Here is a 17,119-nt window from a genome sequence, read left to right as displayed (position 1 = left end):
AAATTTCAATAGCATCAAAATAATGCAGGGACACTACTTTCTTTTAAAGTAATTCAAACTCACCGAGGATGCATTTCCCAGTTCACTTAGGGTATAATATCCTTTGAGGTCTTTATCGAAACAAATACCTTCCCCCTGAGGTTCGGGAGCGATTAAGAAGCTGCGCTTTGCTGGAGTTGTCAAGGCCTGAGCAACTGATTGCCCGGAAGAAAGGCGCCAATAGCTTACCGTTAAATAAGTCCGGATCAGAACCTCGTCTCCTTTTACCGATACATCTCCCCCGGTCACTAAATTCAGACTGGGGATATTGCCTACTTTTTCCGCGGTAATGACATTGACCGTTGATTGGGGATAGGGCAATCGGTAGATCCCCGCCCGATCGGCTTCTTTGGAAATAATGATCAGATCGAGCGTCAGCGGATCTAATAGCAAGGCTTCAGCATTCAGGTTTCCATCCGGATAACGAAACTGTATTTTCTCCACCGCATCTGCGGCAAAGCTACCGCCTACCACCTGCAGGTCAGGCACACGATAAATGGTATTATTTCTGTCCACCCCGCCATTATTGCCTATATCGGCAATATATACATAGTTTTTTGTGGCATCGGGACCTTTCCCCGATGCAATGTCTTCCCAATCGACATTCGAAGAGCCAGGAATCGTGTAAGGGGTAATAGAGCTGCCATTTTTGGCCACCAGAAATATGGCGTTCGGCCCCCCGGAATCCTCTACCGACCAAAGGTAATCATTGAGATATTGTGCCGGAGCAATACCCGAAGCTTCATCAATTATACCGGCAGCAATTGGAAAACTGGTTGGAACCGTTTGAAAATCATCGGTAGTGGCGACATCCGGATCTTTTCCATTGTCACAGCTATATAAAGCAAAAATGCTTAAGGATAAAAAATACGGTAAAATGTGTTGTACACTGTGTTTTGACAAATTCATAAAAAACTGTTCATGATAGATTTGGTAAAAATACGTAGTTTTGCGGCATTTATTATGAAGCACCTTCATTATACCAGTATTAAAAATATTATATGTTACGTTCACATACCTGCGGGGAGTTAAGTTTAGAGCAAGTTAATCAAAATGTCGTTTTATGTGGTTGGGTTCAGCGCGTTCGTGACAAGGGAGGCATGATCTGGCTAGACCTTCGCGACCGGTATGGAATTACCCAATTGTTGTTTGAAGAGGGCAAAACACCAGCAAATATTTTAGAAATGGCACGTTCGCTAGGACGTGAGTTCGTGATTTCTGCCTCGGGAGAAGTTATTGAACGAGTTGCCAAAAATGACAAAATCGCTACAGGAGCCATTGAGATCAGAGTTTCGTCCTTAGAGATTCTCAATCCCGCAAAACTCCCCCCCTTTCTGATAGAAGATGAGACCGATGGAGGAGATGACATCCGTATGAAATATCGTTATTTGGATCTTCGTCGCAGCATTGTTCGTAAGAATTTACAGTTACGCCATCAGGTTGCCAAACATACCCGCCAATATCTTGATAACTTAGACTTTATTGAGGTTGAAACCCCTGTACTGATTAAGTCTACTCCTGAAGGCGCCAGGGACTTCGTGGTACCCAGCCGGATGAATCCTGGCGAGTTTTATGCATTACCTCAGTCTCCTCAAACTTTCAAGCAGCTTCTGATGGTGGCAGGATTCGACCGATACTATCAAATCGTTAAATGTTTCCGCGACGAGGATCTTCGAGCCGACCGGCAGCCAGAATTTACCCAGATAGACTGCGAAATGTCTTTTGTCACCCAGGAAGACATCCTTAATACTTTCGAAGGTATGGTTGTACACCTCTTCAAGCATGTAAAAGGAATCGATATGCCGGAAGTACCCCGTATGACCTATGCCGATGCCATGAAATTATACGGCTCCGACAAGCCCGACATTCGTTTTGAAATGAAGTTTGTTGAGCTTAAAGGGCAGGATCGTGATCTTGTTTCCGGAAAAGGCTTTGGTATTTTCGATGAGGCACCCATGGTCGTTGGAATCTGTGCCCAGGGCTGTGCCACCTACACCCGCAAGCAAGTGGATGAGCTTACCGACTGGATGAAACGCCCGCAAATAGGCGCCAAAGGTTTAATTTACGTTCGTTATAATGCTGATGGTAGCATCAAGTCTTCAGTAGACAAATTTTATGATGAAGCCACCTTACGGAATTGGGTGGAGGTATTCGATGCCAAGCCTGGCGACCTGATATTGCTCCTTTCGGGAGCAGAAGATAAGGCTCGCAAACAGTTGAACGAGTTACGTCTTGAAATGGGAAGCCGGCTGGGCTTGCGCAACCCAGATGAATACAGGGCCTTATGGGTTTTAGACTTTCCATTATTAGAATATGGAGAAGAGGAGGATCGCTGGTTTGCCATGCACCACCCCTTTACCAGCCCGAAGCCAGAAGATATAGCCTTACTGGAAACGGACCCAGGGAAGGTTCGTGCCAATGCTTATGACCTGGTCATTAATGGCGTTGAAGTAGGAGGAGGCTCCGTGCGAATCTTCGAAAGGGAATTGCAACAGAGGATGTTTGGTATACTAGGCTTCAGCCCGGAGGAAGCTCAGGAACAATTCGGCTTCCTGATGAATGCCTTCGAATATGGCGCACCTCCTCATGCCGGAGTAGCCTTCGGTTTCGATCGACTTTGTTCCCTATTTGGCGGAGCTGATTCAATTCGTGACTTTATTGCCTTTCCAAAGAATAATTCGGGGCGTGACGTAATGATCGATTCCCCGTCTACAATCTCCGCTGCCCAATTGAAGGAATTAGCAATCGATGTAAAACCAAGTGTTTGATGTATATAGGTTTGAAAATCACCATTTAAAAAAAACTAACCAATTTTACATTTCAATTTTGTAAATTCGCTCGTCGTTATTGTAGATTCATTTTTGCAGTAGTTATATTGGATTCTATTTTTCCGATTGTAGAAGAAATTATATATAAATTTTTAAGTTTACAGGGCGATATATTAGATCACAAAACCGAATGTATTGGTTGGAACCTATGGCAGAAAATAGAATTGTTATTTTGGGCGATTCCCTAGCGATGCCAAGAATAATGGATGGGATCAGGTTCGAAGACACATACGCTTATCATTTAGCCAAAGAATTTGAACCTGATTTCACCTTGTACAATAGAGCTAAGAGGGCTAATACCTTTGCCAAACAAGCTGTAGAATGGACCCTAAATGATGATTTTATTTGCTATAATCCTAAGATTGTCATAATTCATTTAGGCATAGTAGATTGTGCGCCAAGATTGTTTTCTGAGTTGCAAAATAAAGTCATAGAAATGATGCCGGCCCCAATCAGGAAGCCAATTATAACTTTTTTTAGCAAACGCCGTTTATTCTTTACCCGCCTTTTTAAGAAGGTGTATGTTGACAAAAAATGTTTTGAAGCTGGAATCAGGAGTATCTTAACACATATTGATTCAAGCAAGCAAAAAACGATCATAGTAGGCATTGCGCCAACTAATACAGTGAACGCAAATCGCTCTTACGGGTTTGAGGCCAATATTATGGATTATAATAATATCTTAAAAAATGTAGCAGCCACGAAAGAGAATACTATTTTTCTGGATGTAAGAGACCAAATAAATCCAGATATTCACCTTTTACCTGATGGTATTCATCTGACAAAAGAGGGACATTTAATAATTTCCAAAATGATTATCAACCATCTGAATAATTCACTAAAACTTACGGCAATGACAAAATAGTAACCATCATTCTGGTATTCGTTATAATTATTAGGTTTTTTATGATCGCTATTAAGCACACTTGGAACATTTTCCCGCCGACAGGCACCTTTAATATGTTTAATAAATTTATAGTAACAGTATTCTTTCTGTTTTTACCCTTTGGTTTCCTTACTTACGCTCAAGAAGTCCCTACCCCCGCTCAGACTCCGACTTCAACGCCTACAAATCCCGACCAGCTCCCCCCCCAACAAGTCATAGATTATTATAATAAAGCAAAATCATCAGGAATGTCGGATTCCGATATTGAAAGGGCTGCCATACAAAACGGATACACCCCGGCACAGATTTCGGAAATACGTAAACGTCTGGAAAATTCATCTAATACTAACACCAGTAATGACACCGACCGGGACGACCTAGATGAAACCCGGGATGATGAGCTGGATGAAGACGAAAGCGATCCCAGCGACACCACCGCTACCAGCAGGGCCAGCAGAAGAAGACTTAGGAGTACATTCGGGTCATCCTTTTTCGCTCGTTCCTCCAAAACATTTGAGCCTAACCTAAGGATTGCCACCCCAAAAAACTATATTCTAGGGCCTGAAGATGAACTTAATGTAGACATATACGGAAATTCGGTCGAGCATTTCAAACTAAAGATAAGTCCGGAAGGGACAGTCAAAATGCTCAATTTGGCTCCAGTCTATTTGAATGGTTTGACTATTGAACAGGCAAGTGACAAAATCGTTAGTACCCTTCGCCAGGCCTATTCTACCCTGAATAGACCGGGTTCCGGAACTCGTGCCTCTATCACCTTAGGAAATGTCAGGAGTATACGGGTCATGATAACCGGGGAGGCCTATCGACCAGGAACTTACACGGTTTCCAGCTTGGCGACCGCCTTCAATGCTTTATCCGTTTCTGGAGGACCAAATAGAAATGGTTCTTTCCGGAACATTGAAGTAGTGAGGAATAATAAAGTAATCAAAACGATCGATTTATATAGATTTTTAGTAGATGCCGATCTGAACGATAACATAGCCCTTCAGGACCAGGATATCATTCTAATTCGCCCCTACCTCTCCCGGATTGAATTAAATGGGCAAGTGAAAAGGCCAGGAATCTTTGAAGCAAAGCCCAATGAAGGACTTGCCGATATTATTCGATATGCTGGTGGATTTACTCCAGAAGCCTATACTACGCTGCTTACCTATCAACGTAATAATGGAACAAATTATGTAATTGGTAGTATCGACTCCACGGAAATAGATACTTTTCAACCCAAGAATGGTGATATCATTAACGTGTCCAGAATATTGGATATGATATCCAATCAGGTCGAAGTAAGAGGGGCTGTTATGATGCCTGGATTCTATCCCCTTGAAGAACGTAGTAATACGGTAGGTAAGCTTATAGAGCGGGCACGTGGCATTTCTCCCAAGGCATTTTTGAATCGTGCCATCCTCGAAAGACCATATGGCAGTTTAGAAACGGGAATTATTTCCATTGATATAAGGAAATTACTCAATAAGGAAATTGAAGATATTGAATTGGTTCCTGGTGATATCCTAACCATCAAATCGGTAGATGATTTAAAGGAATCTGCATTCTTAACTATTTCCGGTTCAGTGATTAACCCTGGTAGTTATCATTTCTTTAAAGGAATTACTATTGAAGATCTAATTTTCACGGCAGGAGGTTTTAAAGAAGGAGGTATCCCCTATCGTGTTGAGATCTCCCGTCGAGTAAAAGCTGACACATTGGGTCTTGCAGACAACCAGAATGTCAGAATATTCACGCTAGAGGTGGATGAAAACCTGGCCCTAAATCCGGCAGATAAGGCTTTTCAACTCGCCCCCTATGATATCGTTTCTATCCGGAAATCGCCCCGTTACGAAACGCAAAAAACCGTCACCATTCTGGGTGAGGTCATGTATCCCGGGAATTATACAATTCAGAGCAGTTTTGAGCGTATAGCAGATATATTTCCTAAAGCAGGGGGTCTAAAACCAGGCGCTTATTTAAAAGGTGCTAAGTTTTACCGAAATAATGAATTAGTCGCTCTGGACCTTAAGAAGATTATAACAAAACCCGAAATATCAGCCAATCTGCTGCTTTATGATGGGGACACTATTTATATCCCTCAGAAATCGGAGATTGTACGGATACAAGGAGCCGTACAAAACCCCTCCTTGGTCAATTTTGAACCATCCTTTTCCTATAAGGACTATTTATCTCAGGCTGGTGGTTATCTGGATAACGCTCAAAAAAGAAACGTCTATGTTTCTTATCCAAATGGAAAAACACAACGGACCAAACGCTTCCTTTTCCTTAAGTCCTATCCAAAGGTAGAACCAGGATCGACCGTTACCGTTCCAGCCAAAACAGTTACGGCCGAAAACAAGCTTAGTCGTTCAGAGAGGATAGCGATTTTCTCCCTGATTGCAACGATGACCATAGCGGTTATACGATTGTTTTAACCTGATTCAGTAGTCTTAATTACTGCATGGCCGTTTCAGATTCTTTAGCTTTCATGCTTATTGCGGACAGAAGGCCCTGTAATTTTTTGATTTCGACAGCAACTTTTTAAGTACATATAATGAAACCAACAGAGACACCCTTGACGGAATCGCCTAAGGGAACAGAAATCAGTTTAAAGGATATTATTGGATTTTTGAAAAGGAATTTTCGATTTGTCTTTATTAGCGCTTTCATCTCCGGTATTCTGGGAATTGCCCTTAGCTTTTTGGTGACCAAAACATTTAAAGCGGAAACCATCATCCTCCCCGAAATGGGAAATGAGGATAAAAAAGGCTTAAGTTCCTTAGCCATGGGACTGGCAAGTCTGGGCATGAACACAGGAGATGCCACAGATGCCATTCGTCCTGATTTATACCCGTCCATAATTCAAAGTATGCCAGCAATGGTTCACCTGTTGGAAAGACCTGTCATGGATAAGACCGGGAAGAAGTATGCAACTTTCGAAAGCTACCTTACCCGCGATTCAAGCCAAACCTTTCTGGCCAAGATCATTCCAAAATCCGACAAGAAGGAGGAAGTATTTCCAGAAGTAAAGAAAGAAGGCGTCGTTTTTCTCCCACGAGAAAGAGAGAAAGTGGTAAAAATGGCGAGGGAAATGATTATTGCAAGTCTGGAACTTAAAAGCGGGGTTATCTCTATGACAGCAGAAACTGACGACCCGGTGGTCTCTGCTATCATTCTTCAGGAGGCCGTAGATTACCTGACTAACTTTGTTACTGAATATCGTACTGAGAAAATCCAACAACAAATCGATTTCCTTCGCACAAGTTCTATTAAGGCTAAAAAAGAGAAAGATATGGCAGAGGTACGACTACAAAATTATCGTGATCAAAACCGCAATCCCTTTCTCAATATGGCTAAGGTGGAAGAACAACGCTTGGTAGAAAGTTTAGCTTTGGCCCAAACCGTATATAATGACTTGATTCAGAGATATGAACAGTCCAAAATAAAAGTTAAGGATGAAAAACCCGTATTTAAGATACTAGAACCCACCAGGATACCCATCGATAAGGCCGGGCCCAAACGCCTGGTTTATGGAATGTTATATGCTGTAATTGGTACCATCTTAGCTTTGGTATATATTTTCTTCTATCGTGAAAAATTGCATCGTAAATTATTTTCCGAATTACAAAGTCTTTAGACATACACAGACCAAAAATTATGGAGTTAAATCTTAATGAAAAGTCAATCTTAATTACTGGAGGCACGGGTTCTCTGGGTAAAGCACTCACTAAAAAAATTCTGAAAGAATGGCCCTCGGTAAAACGATTGGTAATTTTTTCACGTGACGAGCAAAAGCAGTTTCAGATGGCTCAGGAATATCCTAGCCATTTATATCCACAATTACGATTTTTTATCGGCGATGTCCGAGATTTAGAAAGATTAAAAAGAGCCTTCCAGGGGATCGATTATGTAATACATGCAGCGGCAATGAAGCATGTACATATTGCAGAGTATAATCCTGACGAATGTGTCAAAACGAATGTTGGAGGGGCTGATAATGTCATTAAGGCGGCATTGGAAACCAATATCAAAAAAGTTGTGGCGCTCTCTACAGATAAGGCTTGTGCTCCCATTAATCTGTATGGTGCCACAAAATTGACTTCTGACAAATTATTTGTAGCTGCCAATAATATCAAAGGATATAAGGACATCCGTTTTTCTGTCGTTCGATATGGCAATGTAATGGGCTCTAATGGTTCTGTTATCCCCTTCTTTATCAACAAGCGTAAAGAGGGTATTTTACCTATTACGGTAAAAAGCATGACCCGGTTTAATATTTCATTGCAAGGTGGTGTGGACATGGTACTGCATGCCCTTGAAAATGCCTGGGGAGGTGAAATCTTCGTTCCAAAAATTCCTTCATACAAAATTACAGATGTTGCCACGGCCATAGGTCCCGAATGCGAACACCCTGTGGTGGGTATTCGCCCTGGTGAGAAAATTCATGAAGAGATGATCACTTCTTCCGATTCCTTTTTTACTTATGATTTAGGAAAATATTATGTGATTGTGCCCCAAACACCTGCATGGAAACTAGAGACCTTTATAAAGGAGTTCGATGCCAAATTGGTCGAGGAAGGTTTTTCATATAATTCCGGAGAGAATACAGAATGGGAAACTGTAGATAGCTTAAGGAAATTAATCAAGGAACACGTAGATTCAACCTTTGAGGCATAAAAATGAATTCGATACCATACGGAAAACAGTACATTTCCCAGGAGGACATCCATTGCATAGTCGAGACCTTGCAGTCTGATTTTCTTACCCAAGGCCCAAAAATCGAAGAATTTGAAGTGGCATTTGCCAATTATGTTGGCTCAAAATATGCAGTTGCAGTTTCCAACGGCACGGCCGCCCTTCACTTATGTGCCCTTGCCTTAGACGTAAATGAAAAAAGTAAGGTAATCACCACACCCATAACCTTTGCTGCTAGTGCTAACTGTATCCTATACTGTGGAGGCAATGTGGAGTTTGTCGATATCGACAAAAAAAATGCACTTATAGACATAGATGCCGTAGAGACACTCCTGAGAAGTCAGCCTAAGGGTACATTTTCCGGAATTGTACCTGTGGATTTCGCAGGACATGCTGTCGACCTGGAAAGGTTACGAAAGCTAGCCGATGAATATGAATTGTGGATTATTGAAGATGCCTGTCATGCACCAGGCGGTTACTTTACTGATAGTCATGGTGAACAGCAGAAATGCGGCAATGGAAAATTCGCAGACTTAGCCATTTTTTCTTTTCACCCGGTAAAGCATATTGCCTGTGGAGAAGGTGGGATGATCACCACCAACAGAAAGGACCTCTATAACAAAATTATCCGTCTGCGTACCCACGGGATCACAAAGAACCCTGAATTGATGCATGAAAATCACGGAGGATGGTATTACGAAATGCAGGAGTTGGGTTATAACTACCGCATTCCTGATATACTTGCAGCCTTAGGGCTGTCACAACTGAGCAGAGCCGACCAGGGCTTAGCGCGAAGAAGAGAGATAGCTCAGAAATACGATTCTGCCTTTGCTGAAAGTCAGATCGAGGTACTTCAAAGCCCTGAAGACAAGGGCCATGCGTATCACCTGTATGTGATCAGAACCAAAAAAAGGAAAGAGCTGTATAATTTTCTGAAACAACATAATATTTTTGCTCAGGTACATTATATCCCGGTTTATACCCTTCCATATTATAGGAACTTAGGTTATACTTCCGACGCTTACCCAATGGCTGAAGATTATTACGCAGAATGTCTGAGCCTACCCATGTACCCAACGCTGACGGAGAAAGAACAAGAATTCGTGATTGAAACGGTTAAAAAGTTCCATGATGAAGCTTAGTAATAAACTGGGAATTGGAACAGTGCAGTTTGGCCTGGAATATGGGATTAATAATCGTATGGGCATACCCAGCGATGAGGAAATCAACCATATTCTAGCATATTACAGGCAGTCTTGTCGCGAACCTCTAATCGACACCGCTGTGGCCTATGGAAATAGTCATGAAAGGCTAGGAATAGCCTTTCAAAAAGACAATAATTATAAAAATTGCATCGTTTCAAAATTTTCTCCAAGAGTTAGAACTGCCCAGGAACTCCGGGATGAGTGTCAAACCAGTTTGCAGATCCTAAAAGTGGAAGCACTTTATGGTTTTCTTGCGCATAGTGCCGAAACGCTCATAACCAATCCTTCTTTATTAGAAGCTCTATTAGAATTAAAGAAAGAAGGGTATGTTGAGAAAATTGGTGTTTCCGTTTATTTCCCTGCCCAGGTCGACTATTTCATTGATAAAGATCTTCCAATCGATATCATTCAGGCTCCTTTTAATGTGTTTGACCAGCGATTCGCAAAGACAATTGAGCTTGCTAAAAGTAAAGGAATTGAAGTTCATACCAGATCAGCGTTTATGCAGGGGCTGATATTTAAGCCTCAACCCTTCTTTGAAGGGTATTTTGCTCCCTTCCTTCAGGGAAAGAAATGCCTAGAAGATCTGGCGAAAACTTACGATATACCTGTACAAGGGTTAGCCTTGGCTTTCTGTCTGAAGCAGCCGTTTATTGACCGGGTAATCATTGGAGTAGATTCTAAGCATAACCTGGAAGAAAATATTGAGGCCATAGCGTTTTTCGAATCATCTGGACTGAATGAGACCATATTGAAGCGCTTTCAAGAGCTAGAATCTATTCCAGAGGAGATATTATTGCCATATAACTGGCCCAAATAAATGAACATGGAAATTTTCAATTTATCAGGAAAAAATGCAGTAGTTACAGGTGGTTATGGCTATCTGGGTACAGCCATGGTAAATGCCTTACATTCCTTTGGCGCCAATGTAATCGTAGCCGGAAGATCCAGGGCTAAGTTTGAAGAAAAATTTAATAATGAACATTCGAGGCTCAGCTTCCAGGAATGCGATATAATGCAATCTGAGAGCTTTAAAAAGTTATATCAAAATACGTTTGAGAATTTTGGAAGTCTTGATATCATTATCAATAATGCTTATTCCAGTCGAGGCAACGACCCCGAAAAGATGACGGATGAAGATTGGGCATATACTTTAGAAGGAGGACTAGCATCGGTCCATAAGTCCATAAGAGAATCTATACCCTATCTGAAGCAACAGCAATCCGGCAAAATCATCAATATTTCCTCCATGTATGGAATGGTTAGCCCGAATTTCGAGGTGTACGAGGGCGAAGAATGTAGGAGATTTTTGAATCCTCCGCATTATGGTGCTGCCAAGGCGGGTATAATACAACTGACAAAATATTATGCCGCATATTTGGGAAAGGATAATATACAGGTAAATACCCTGACACCAGGTCCTTTTCCCTCTGAAAATATAAAAAATGAATATCCAGGATTTGTAGATCGGCTCAAAACCAAAAATCCACAAAATAACATTGGGGTCCCAGAAGATTTGTCGGGAGCATTAATCCTACTTTCGTCCAAAGCATCCAATTTTATTACAGGTCAAAACCTTGTTGTAGATGGAGGATGGACCAGCTGGTAACCAACCGAGCCAAGGCCTATTAGTTAATAGTTTCAGCTAACTTTAGAATTTAGTTGAGCATAATGAGTTTATATTAGTATTTACTATTCACACCATTTAAATCTTGTATGATTTATCAAATTATTGAAGTAGCCAATACGCATGCAGGGAAATTCGATTACCTGCAAGAGTTGATTGAAACCTTCTCTGTCTATACAGAGGGCTACGGCATAAAGTTTCAACCACTAAAACCGGAAACCCTGGCTACCGCAGATTACGAATGGTTTGGCGTCTATCAGCAGCTGTACTTTGACAACCAGGAATGGGCTACCATCATCGACCAGGCGAATCAGACCAAGGATGTCTGGCTTGACCTTTTCGATGCTTATGGTGTTTCCATCCTAAAGGAAAACCTTAGCAAAGTCTACGGGATTAAGTTCCAATCTTCTGTGTTGTATAATTATGCTTTATTGGATCAACTTTCAAATGTGGACCTAAGCGATAAGCGTATTATATTAAATCTGGCTGCTCAACCCCTTTCCGATATTCAAGAAATAGTAGATCGGTTTGAATCACAACTCAAGCCCAAGGAGATCCTTTTCGAAATCGGTTTTCAGGGTTATCCCACTACTCTTGCAGACTCGGGCCTCAACAAGATTCGGATCATTAAAGAAAAGTTTGCGAATCGTCTGGTTTTTGCCGACCATACGGATGGCAATAGTGATGATGCTTTATGGCTTCCTGTTGTTGCCGCATTCGAAGGGGCTGAAGTGGTAGAAAAGCATGTTATGCTATCTAACCGCGAAACGAAATTCGATTTCTATTCTAGTTTGACTCCTGAGCGCTTTCAGGTCTTTACCGAGAATATTATTAAATATTTCTCTCTACTTTCCGAGCCCTTTATCAATAGGAAAGAGGAGCAATACTTAGAAAAATCCTTGATGGTCCCCATTCTAAATAAAAACAAAGATGCGGGGTCGGGGATTAATTTGATTGATGAAGTCGATTATAAACGATCAGGAAAGAATGGTCTGAATGTAAAGTCTATAGAGTCTTTAATTAATAACTATCATATTTTAGGAGCAGATAAGACCATGGGAGATTCGTTAAAAGCTTCCGACTTCAAAAAGGCATCGATTGGGGCCGTGATCGCATGCAGAATGAAATCAACCCGGCTAAAGAAAAAAGCCCTTCTAAAAATTGGAGACCTCAGCTCCATTGAACTTTGTATAAAAAATACGCTCAGCCTGCAAAATGTCAATACTGTTGTATTGGCTACGAGTACAGAGGAGGAAGATGCCATTTTGAAGGACTACACCTACGACCCTAGAGTAAAATTTCATCAAGGTCACCCGATCGATGTCATGCAAAGGGTACTCGAAGTCTTAGACCTGTATAACCTTGATATCTTTATCAGAATCACGGGTGACAACCCTTTTATCTCTAATGAAATATTAGAGATTCTCTTAGCTTCCCATTTCGAAACTGGCGCCGATTATACAAGTGGTCGTGCCACGGCATTCGGAGTAAACCTGGAAATTATTAATACTGCTGCGCTTCGAAAAGTCAAGTCATTTTTCCCAATGGCCGATTATTCGGAGTATATGACCTATTATTTCTGGAACAACCCTGAATATTTCAGCATCAATATGGTAGATCTGCCAGAAGACTTGGTAAGATCTTATAGACTTACTTTAGATTACGACGAAGATTTGCTGTTGTACAACAATATTGTCGATTACCTTTCTAAGGAAAAGCTGGAAATGTCTCTAAAAAACATTTTCGCCTATCTGGACGCTAATCCAGAAGTAGCGGCCATGAATTCCGGAGTTGAAGTTAAGTATCATACTGACAAGGATTTGATCAAGCGAATTTTTGAGCATACAAAAATAAAGCAGTGAGAAAAAAAGTATTTGTCCGTGCCGATGGAAATTCACAGATGGGTCTGGGCCATGTGGTCCGCTCCTTGTCTTTGGTAGAAATGCTTCGTGATTTCTTCGAATGTACTTTTGTCATACGCAATCCTTCCCTGGCACTTCAAAACCAGATTGAGGCCATAGCACACAAGCTGATAATGGTACCTGAAGAGGTAGCCATAGAAAATGAAGTAGCATTCCTGAACGATCAATATCTTTCTTCTGAAGATATTGTCGTGCTGGACGGCTATCATTTCCGGGAAGATTATCAGCGCTCAGTCAAAGACCTAGGCTGCAAATTGGTCTGTATTGACGATATACATGCCTATCATTTCCTGGCCGATCTAATTATCAATCATGCTGGAGGCATTCCCGACTCACTCTATTCCAGGGAAGCATATACTACCATGGCTCTGGGTCCCGAATACGCGCTTTTACGTCCTCCATTTCTGAAGGCCGCTCAGGAAAAAAGATCTGCAGAGCCTATAAAAAACGTCTTCATATGTTTCGGTGGCGCAGACCCCAAAAACCTGATGCCTTCAGTTGCTCAGGCCGTACTCGAATGTAAAGAGATAGAACGAGTAATAATCGTTGCGGGTAGTGCCAATAAGAATCTGGATAAATTGCTGGCATGGGCCCAGGCCAATGAAAGAGTTAAAGTCTATCATGACTTATCGGCAGCAGACATGATAGAGCTTATGTCTGCCTGCCAGCTGGCAGTGGCACCTGCGAGTACCATTTCCTATGAAGTATGTTCCCTAGGACTTTTGCTCTACTGTGGTAAATACGTTGACAATCAGGATTTCTTGTACCATTATTTAATTAGCGAAAAACTAGCATTGAGTGCAGGGGATTTTGAAAGTTCTTTTCCGCCCATGACCTCCCTGCCTAGCGAAGAGACCTATGCGTCCATTCTGGACTCCCAGCAACGAATTTTCGACGGACTGTCTGGTAAAAGAATACGAAAACTATTTTTAAAGCTTGCCCTGTTAATCAGAGATGCCAGAGCAGCAGACGCAAAGTTATACTTTGATTGGGCCAATGAGCCGGAAACACGACTAAACTCTTTAAATACGGAGGCAATTAAATGGGAAGATCATTGCCAATGGTTTTCCAATAGAATAGATCGTCAGGACTTTCGTTTTTATATTTTCGAAATTAATGGCATTCCCGTCGGGCAAGTACGGTTTGATATACAAGAGGGCATTGCTACCATCAATTACTCCATCGACAAATGCTATCGTGGAATTGGAATAGGGTCCCCCCTCTTAGAATTGGCCATTAATCAATTAAAAACAGATTTTCAGGAGTATATTAAAATCTGTGGCATAGTAAAATATGCTAATGTTTCATCGGCAAAAGTGTTCCGAAATCTGGGTTTTCAGGAAACCAAACACCCGGATTTCATTCAATTTTCCTTAAATCATTAAATGAATAAAACGATGGATAGTCAAAACATACAAATAGGTACTTTTGAAATAGGACAGAATAATCGCCCTTTTGTTATCGCTGAAATGTCGGGCAATCATAATCAGTCATTGAGCCGTGCATTGGAAATTGTAAAAGCTGCCGCAGAGGCCGGTGCTCATGCGGTCAAGCTACAAACCTACACGGCAGACACCATGACGGTTAAGGGGGCATACACCATTCATGACGACAATTCTTTATGGAATGGAAGAGAATTGTACGATCTGTACAAGGAAGCCTATACCCCATGGGAATGGCACAAACCTATTTTTGAGTATGCCAAAGAATTAGGTATGATCTGCTTTTCCAGTCCGTTCGACGAAACTGCCGTGGACTTTCTAGAGGAGTTAAATGCTCCCTTATATAAAATTGCGTCTTTTGAAAACACGCACCACCCACTCCTGAAAAAAGTTGCGAAAACGGGCAAACCCGTTATTATGTCCACAGGAGTGTCATCCATAGGAGATATTATGGAATCTGTGCAGGTACTCCGCGATAATGGCTGTAAAGAATTGATGTTATTAAAATGTACGAGTACCTACCCTTCTACTCCTGAAAACACGAACTTGGCTACGATTCCTGCTTTGCAGCAAATTTTTCCTGACTGCCTAATCGGGTTGTCGGACCATACCATGGGGATCGGAGTCGCTGTAGCATCTGTAGCCTTAGGAGCCAGAGTAATTGAGAAACATTTCACCCTTTCGCGAGCTGATGGTGGCGTAGATAGTGCCTTCTCTACGGAACCTGCAGAAATGAAAGCATTGGTTACAGAAACGGAAAGAGCGTTTCAAGCATTGGGAAAAATTCAATTAACTGTTCAGAAAGCGGAAGAAAAAAGCCTATTCTTTAAGAGGTCGGTTTATGTCGTGGAGGATATTGAAGCCGGAGAAAGTTTCACCACCAGTAATACGAGGGTGATTAGGCCAGGAGATGGACTGGCACCCAAACATTACGACGAGGTATTACGTAGTGTAGCATCTCAGAAAATCCCTAAGGGGACCGCCCTGAAACCGAAACATATTGGATAGTCTAAAAAATAAAATGGTGGGTTGGAATAAGTTGATTCAGGTAGCGAAATCAGGTGTGGTGCAATTCGTTGTGCTGCGTTATAGCACACTCGCTATTCAGTTTATCAATGCCCTAATCATAGCCCAGTTTCTGGGAGCCTATTATTTCGGTATTTATAGCTTTGTTACCCTGGTTCTACAGTATCTTACTTACTCAAACCTAGGGATCAATTACTCGGTCAATGTCCTGCTTTCTATCAAGAAAGGGAACCCTGAGTTGACATCTAAGTTATGGGCCAATTCTTTATATATCACCTTCATTGCAGGAATACTCGTGGTATTTATGGGGATAATAGGCTTGATGTTTGACCCTCCCTACTTTCAGAAATACGAATTCTCACGTTATATATTGCCTGTAGTTTTCAATGCCATTCTAGTCAATTATAACGGTCTATTTGTCAATAGCTTTCGCATTTACGGCAAACTTCGAGAGATCAATATTTACCAAATGCTAATTCCACTCGGAACTTTGGCTTTACTTCCATTTTTCAAAGGGCAGCTATTACTTGATGTTTGGATTGGGATGAATTTTGCGTGCAACCTTTTTTCCTTTTTATTATTTGTAAATAAGGCTCCTCATTCCTTAGCGCATCACCATAATGTCAAGATTCCAGCCATTCTCCTTCACAAAGGGGCTCATTTGCTGCTGTATAATATGAGTTTCTATTTTATCACCATTGCCGCCAGAACCGTAATCAGTGTGGGTTATTCCGTGGAAGAGCTGGGGTTTTACTCCTTCGCAAATGCCATAGCTAATGCAGTAATGACAGCTGGAGGGGCCTTTGTATTCGTATTTTTCCCGAAAATGCTCAACCGTTTCCACGCTATGACCAATCTCGAAACGCTCGCCTTTTTGAAGCGAATTCGGATTGCCTATATTACGGTATTGAATCTGATGGTACTTGCCAGCATGGTGGTGGTGCCATTGATCGCTTATTTTATTCCAGAAATGGCTCCCGCTGAAAATGCCATTCTAATATTGCTCTGCTCTCAGATCATAATTAATACTAATATGGGGAATGCCACCATGTTGATAGCCCGCAAGCAGGAAAAATATCTTACACCCTTCGGATTTGAAGCAATTTTGATTGTTGTCGTTTTCGGTTCTCTTTTAGCATGGATGGAGTACAATTTAGATTTCATTGCCCTCGTTGTATTACTGGCGTCGGCCTATTATACCTTGAGGGTAAACCGCTATGCCTTGAAATTTTTAGGGCTCAAAGATGATGGAGTGAAAAGAGATCTTATGCTGTACTATTGTTTAATCTCTTTGATAGTAATTGGTGTTTTCTTTAGTATATCTGCTTTGATTTATATTTCAATTCTTCTGTATGTTATACTTAAACGGGCTGATATTATAACCGCTGGAAGAGAATCTTTAAAGCTATTGGGCGGCAATGCCAATCAATTCTGAAAAGTCGA

The 17,119-nt window shown here is 41.5% G+C and carries 13 protein-coding genes; 12 read left to right on the top strand and 1 reads right to left on the bottom strand.

Annotated elements, in window-relative coordinates; all coding sequences use genetic code 11:
* Positions 1–33: 33 nt before the first annotated feature.
* A complete protein-coding gene (locus tag X939_RS0110655) occupies positions 34–948 on the bottom strand; it encodes a hypothetical protein (protein WP_052353454.1) in 915 nt (304 codons plus the stop codon).
* Positions 949–1,040: 92 nt separating this feature from the next.
* Between X939_RS0110655 and aspS the strand changes: the two genes are divergently transcribed.
* The 12 genes from aspS (at position 1,041) to X939_RS0110595 (ending at position 17,111) form a co-directional block, all read left to right on the top strand.
* The gene (gene aspS, locus X939_RS0110650; RefSeq protein ID WP_025763245.1) at positions 1,041–2,807 is read left to right on the top strand and encodes an aspartate--tRNA ligase; all 1,767 of its coding nucleotides are present in this window, start codon (positions 1,041–1,043) and stop codon (positions 2,805–2,807) included.
* Positions 2,808–3,015: 208 nt separating this feature from the next.
* The gene (locus X939_RS0110645; RefSeq protein ID WP_198034389.1) at positions 3,016–3,732 is read left to right on the top strand and encodes an SGNH/GDSL hydrolase family protein; all 717 of its coding nucleotides are present in this window, start codon (positions 3,016–3,018) and stop codon (positions 3,730–3,732) included.
* 95 nt (positions 3,733–3,827) lie between these two features.
* Positions 3,828–6,194, top strand: a complete 2,367-nt coding sequence (locus X939_RS0110640; RefSeq protein ID WP_025763243.1) for an SLBB domain-containing protein — start codon at positions 3,828–3,830, stop codon at positions 6,192–6,194.
* A gap of 119 nt (positions 6,195–6,313) precedes the next feature.
* Positions 6,314–7,396 (top strand): Wzz/FepE/Etk N-terminal domain-containing protein, encoded by a 1,083-nt coding sequence (locus X939_RS0110635; RefSeq protein WP_025763242.1) that lies wholly within the window; start codon positions 6,314–6,316, stop codon positions 7,394–7,396.
* A gap of 20 nt (positions 7,397–7,416) precedes the next feature.
* On the top strand, positions 7,417–8,436 hold the full coding sequence (gene pseB / locus X939_RS0110630) for a UDP-N-acetylglucosamine 4,6-dehydratase (inverting) (protein WP_025763241.1): 1,020 nt from the start codon (positions 7,417–7,419) through the stop codon (positions 8,434–8,436).
* Between the two features lie 2 nt (positions 8,437–8,438).
* On the top strand, positions 8,439–9,596 hold the full coding sequence (gene pseC, locus X939_RS0110625) for a UDP-4-amino-4,6-dideoxy-N-acetyl-beta-L-altrosamine transaminase (RefSeq protein WP_044198920.1): 1,158 nt from the start codon (positions 8,439–8,441) through the stop codon (positions 9,594–9,596).
* The gene (locus X939_RS22320; protein ID WP_025763239.1) at positions 9,583–10,479 is read left to right on the top strand and encodes an aldo/keto reductase; all 897 of its coding nucleotides are present in this window, start codon (positions 9,583–9,585) and stop codon (positions 10,477–10,479) included. The genes pseC and X939_RS22320 overlap by 14 nt, the downstream gene beginning before the upstream one ends.
* Before the next feature lie 6 nt (positions 10,480–10,485).
* A complete protein-coding gene (locus X939_RS0110615; RefSeq protein WP_044199144.1) occupies positions 10,486–11,268 on the top strand; it encodes an SDR family oxidoreductase in 783 nt (260 codons plus the stop codon).
* A 107-nt stretch (positions 11,269–11,375) separates the two neighbouring features.
* Positions 11,376–13,148, top strand: a complete 1,773-nt coding sequence (locus tag X939_RS0110610; RefSeq protein ID WP_025763237.1) for a cytidylyltransferase domain-containing protein — start codon at positions 11,376–11,378, stop codon at positions 13,146–13,148.
* The gene (gene pseG, locus X939_RS0110605) at positions 13,145–14,593 is read left to right on the top strand and encodes a UDP-2,4-diacetamido-2,4,6-trideoxy-beta-L-altropyranose hydrolase (protein ID WP_025763236.1); all 1,449 of its coding nucleotides are present in this window, start codon (positions 13,145–13,147) and stop codon (positions 14,591–14,593) included. Before X939_RS0110610 ends, pseG begins: the two co-directional genes overlap by 4 nt.
* A 12-nt stretch (positions 14,594–14,605) precedes the next feature.
* The gene (pseI, locus tag X939_RS0110600) at positions 14,606–15,658 is read left to right on the top strand and encodes a pseudaminic acid synthase (protein ID WP_025763235.1); all 1,053 of its coding nucleotides are present in this window, start codon (positions 14,606–14,608) and stop codon (positions 15,656–15,658) included.
* Positions 15,651–17,111 carry a lipopolysaccharide biosynthesis protein gene (locus X939_RS0110595; RefSeq protein WP_131694817.1) on the top strand — a complete coding sequence of 487 codons (1,461 nt, stop codon included), beginning with the start codon at positions 15,651–15,653 and terminating at the stop codon, positions 17,109–17,111. The genes pseI and X939_RS0110595 overlap by 8 nt, the downstream gene beginning before the upstream one ends.
* Positions 17,112–17,119 lie beyond the last annotated feature (8 nt).

Source organism: Dyadobacter tibetensis Y620-1, assembly GCF_000566685.1.
GTDB lineage: Bacteria > Bacteroidota > Bacteroidia > Cytophagales > Spirosomataceae > Dyadobacter > Dyadobacter tibetensis.
The sequence above is the reverse complement of the archived record's forward strand: the minus strand, read 5'-3'. Positions and strand labels throughout refer to the sequence as shown.

Excerpts from the sequence above, each read along its gene's own strand:
- X939_RS0110655 (WP_052353454.1), bottom strand. The coding sequence starts at position 948 with ATGAATTTGTCAAAACACAGTGTACAACACATTTTACCGTATTTTTTA.
- aspS (WP_025763245.1), top strand. The coding sequence starts at position 1,041 with ATGTTACGTTCACATACCTGCGGGGAGTTAAGTTTAGAGCAAGTTAAT.
- X939_RS0110645 (WP_198034389.1), top strand. The coding sequence starts at position 3,016 with ATGGCAGAAAATAGAATTGTTATTTTGGGCGATTCCCTAGCGATGCCA.
- X939_RS0110640 (WP_025763243.1), top strand. The coding sequence starts at position 3,828 with ATGTTTAATAAATTTATAGTAACAGTATTCTTTCTGTTTTTACCCTTT.
- X939_RS0110635 (WP_025763242.1), top strand. The coding sequence starts at position 6,314 with ATGAAACCAACAGAGACACCCTTGACGGAATCGCCTAAGGGAACAGAA.
- pseB (WP_025763241.1), top strand. The coding sequence starts at position 7,417 with ATGGAGTTAAATCTTAATGAAAAGTCAATCTTAATTACTGGAGGCACG.
- pseC (WP_044198920.1), top strand. The coding sequence starts at position 8,439 with ATGAATTCGATACCATACGGAAAACAGTACATTTCCCAGGAGGACATC.
- X939_RS22320 (WP_025763239.1), top strand. The coding sequence starts at position 9,583 with ATGATGAAGCTTAGTAATAAACTGGGAATTGGAACAGTGCAGTTTGGC.
- X939_RS0110615 (WP_044199144.1), top strand. The coding sequence starts at position 10,486 with ATGGAAATTTTCAATTTATCAGGAAAAAATGCAGTAGTTACAGGTGGT.
- X939_RS0110610 (WP_025763237.1), top strand. The coding sequence starts at position 11,376 with ATGATTTATCAAATTATTGAAGTAGCCAATACGCATGCAGGGAAATTC.
- pseI (WP_025763235.1), top strand. The coding sequence starts at position 14,606 with ATGGATAGTCAAAACATACAAATAGGTACTTTTGAAATAGGACAGAAT.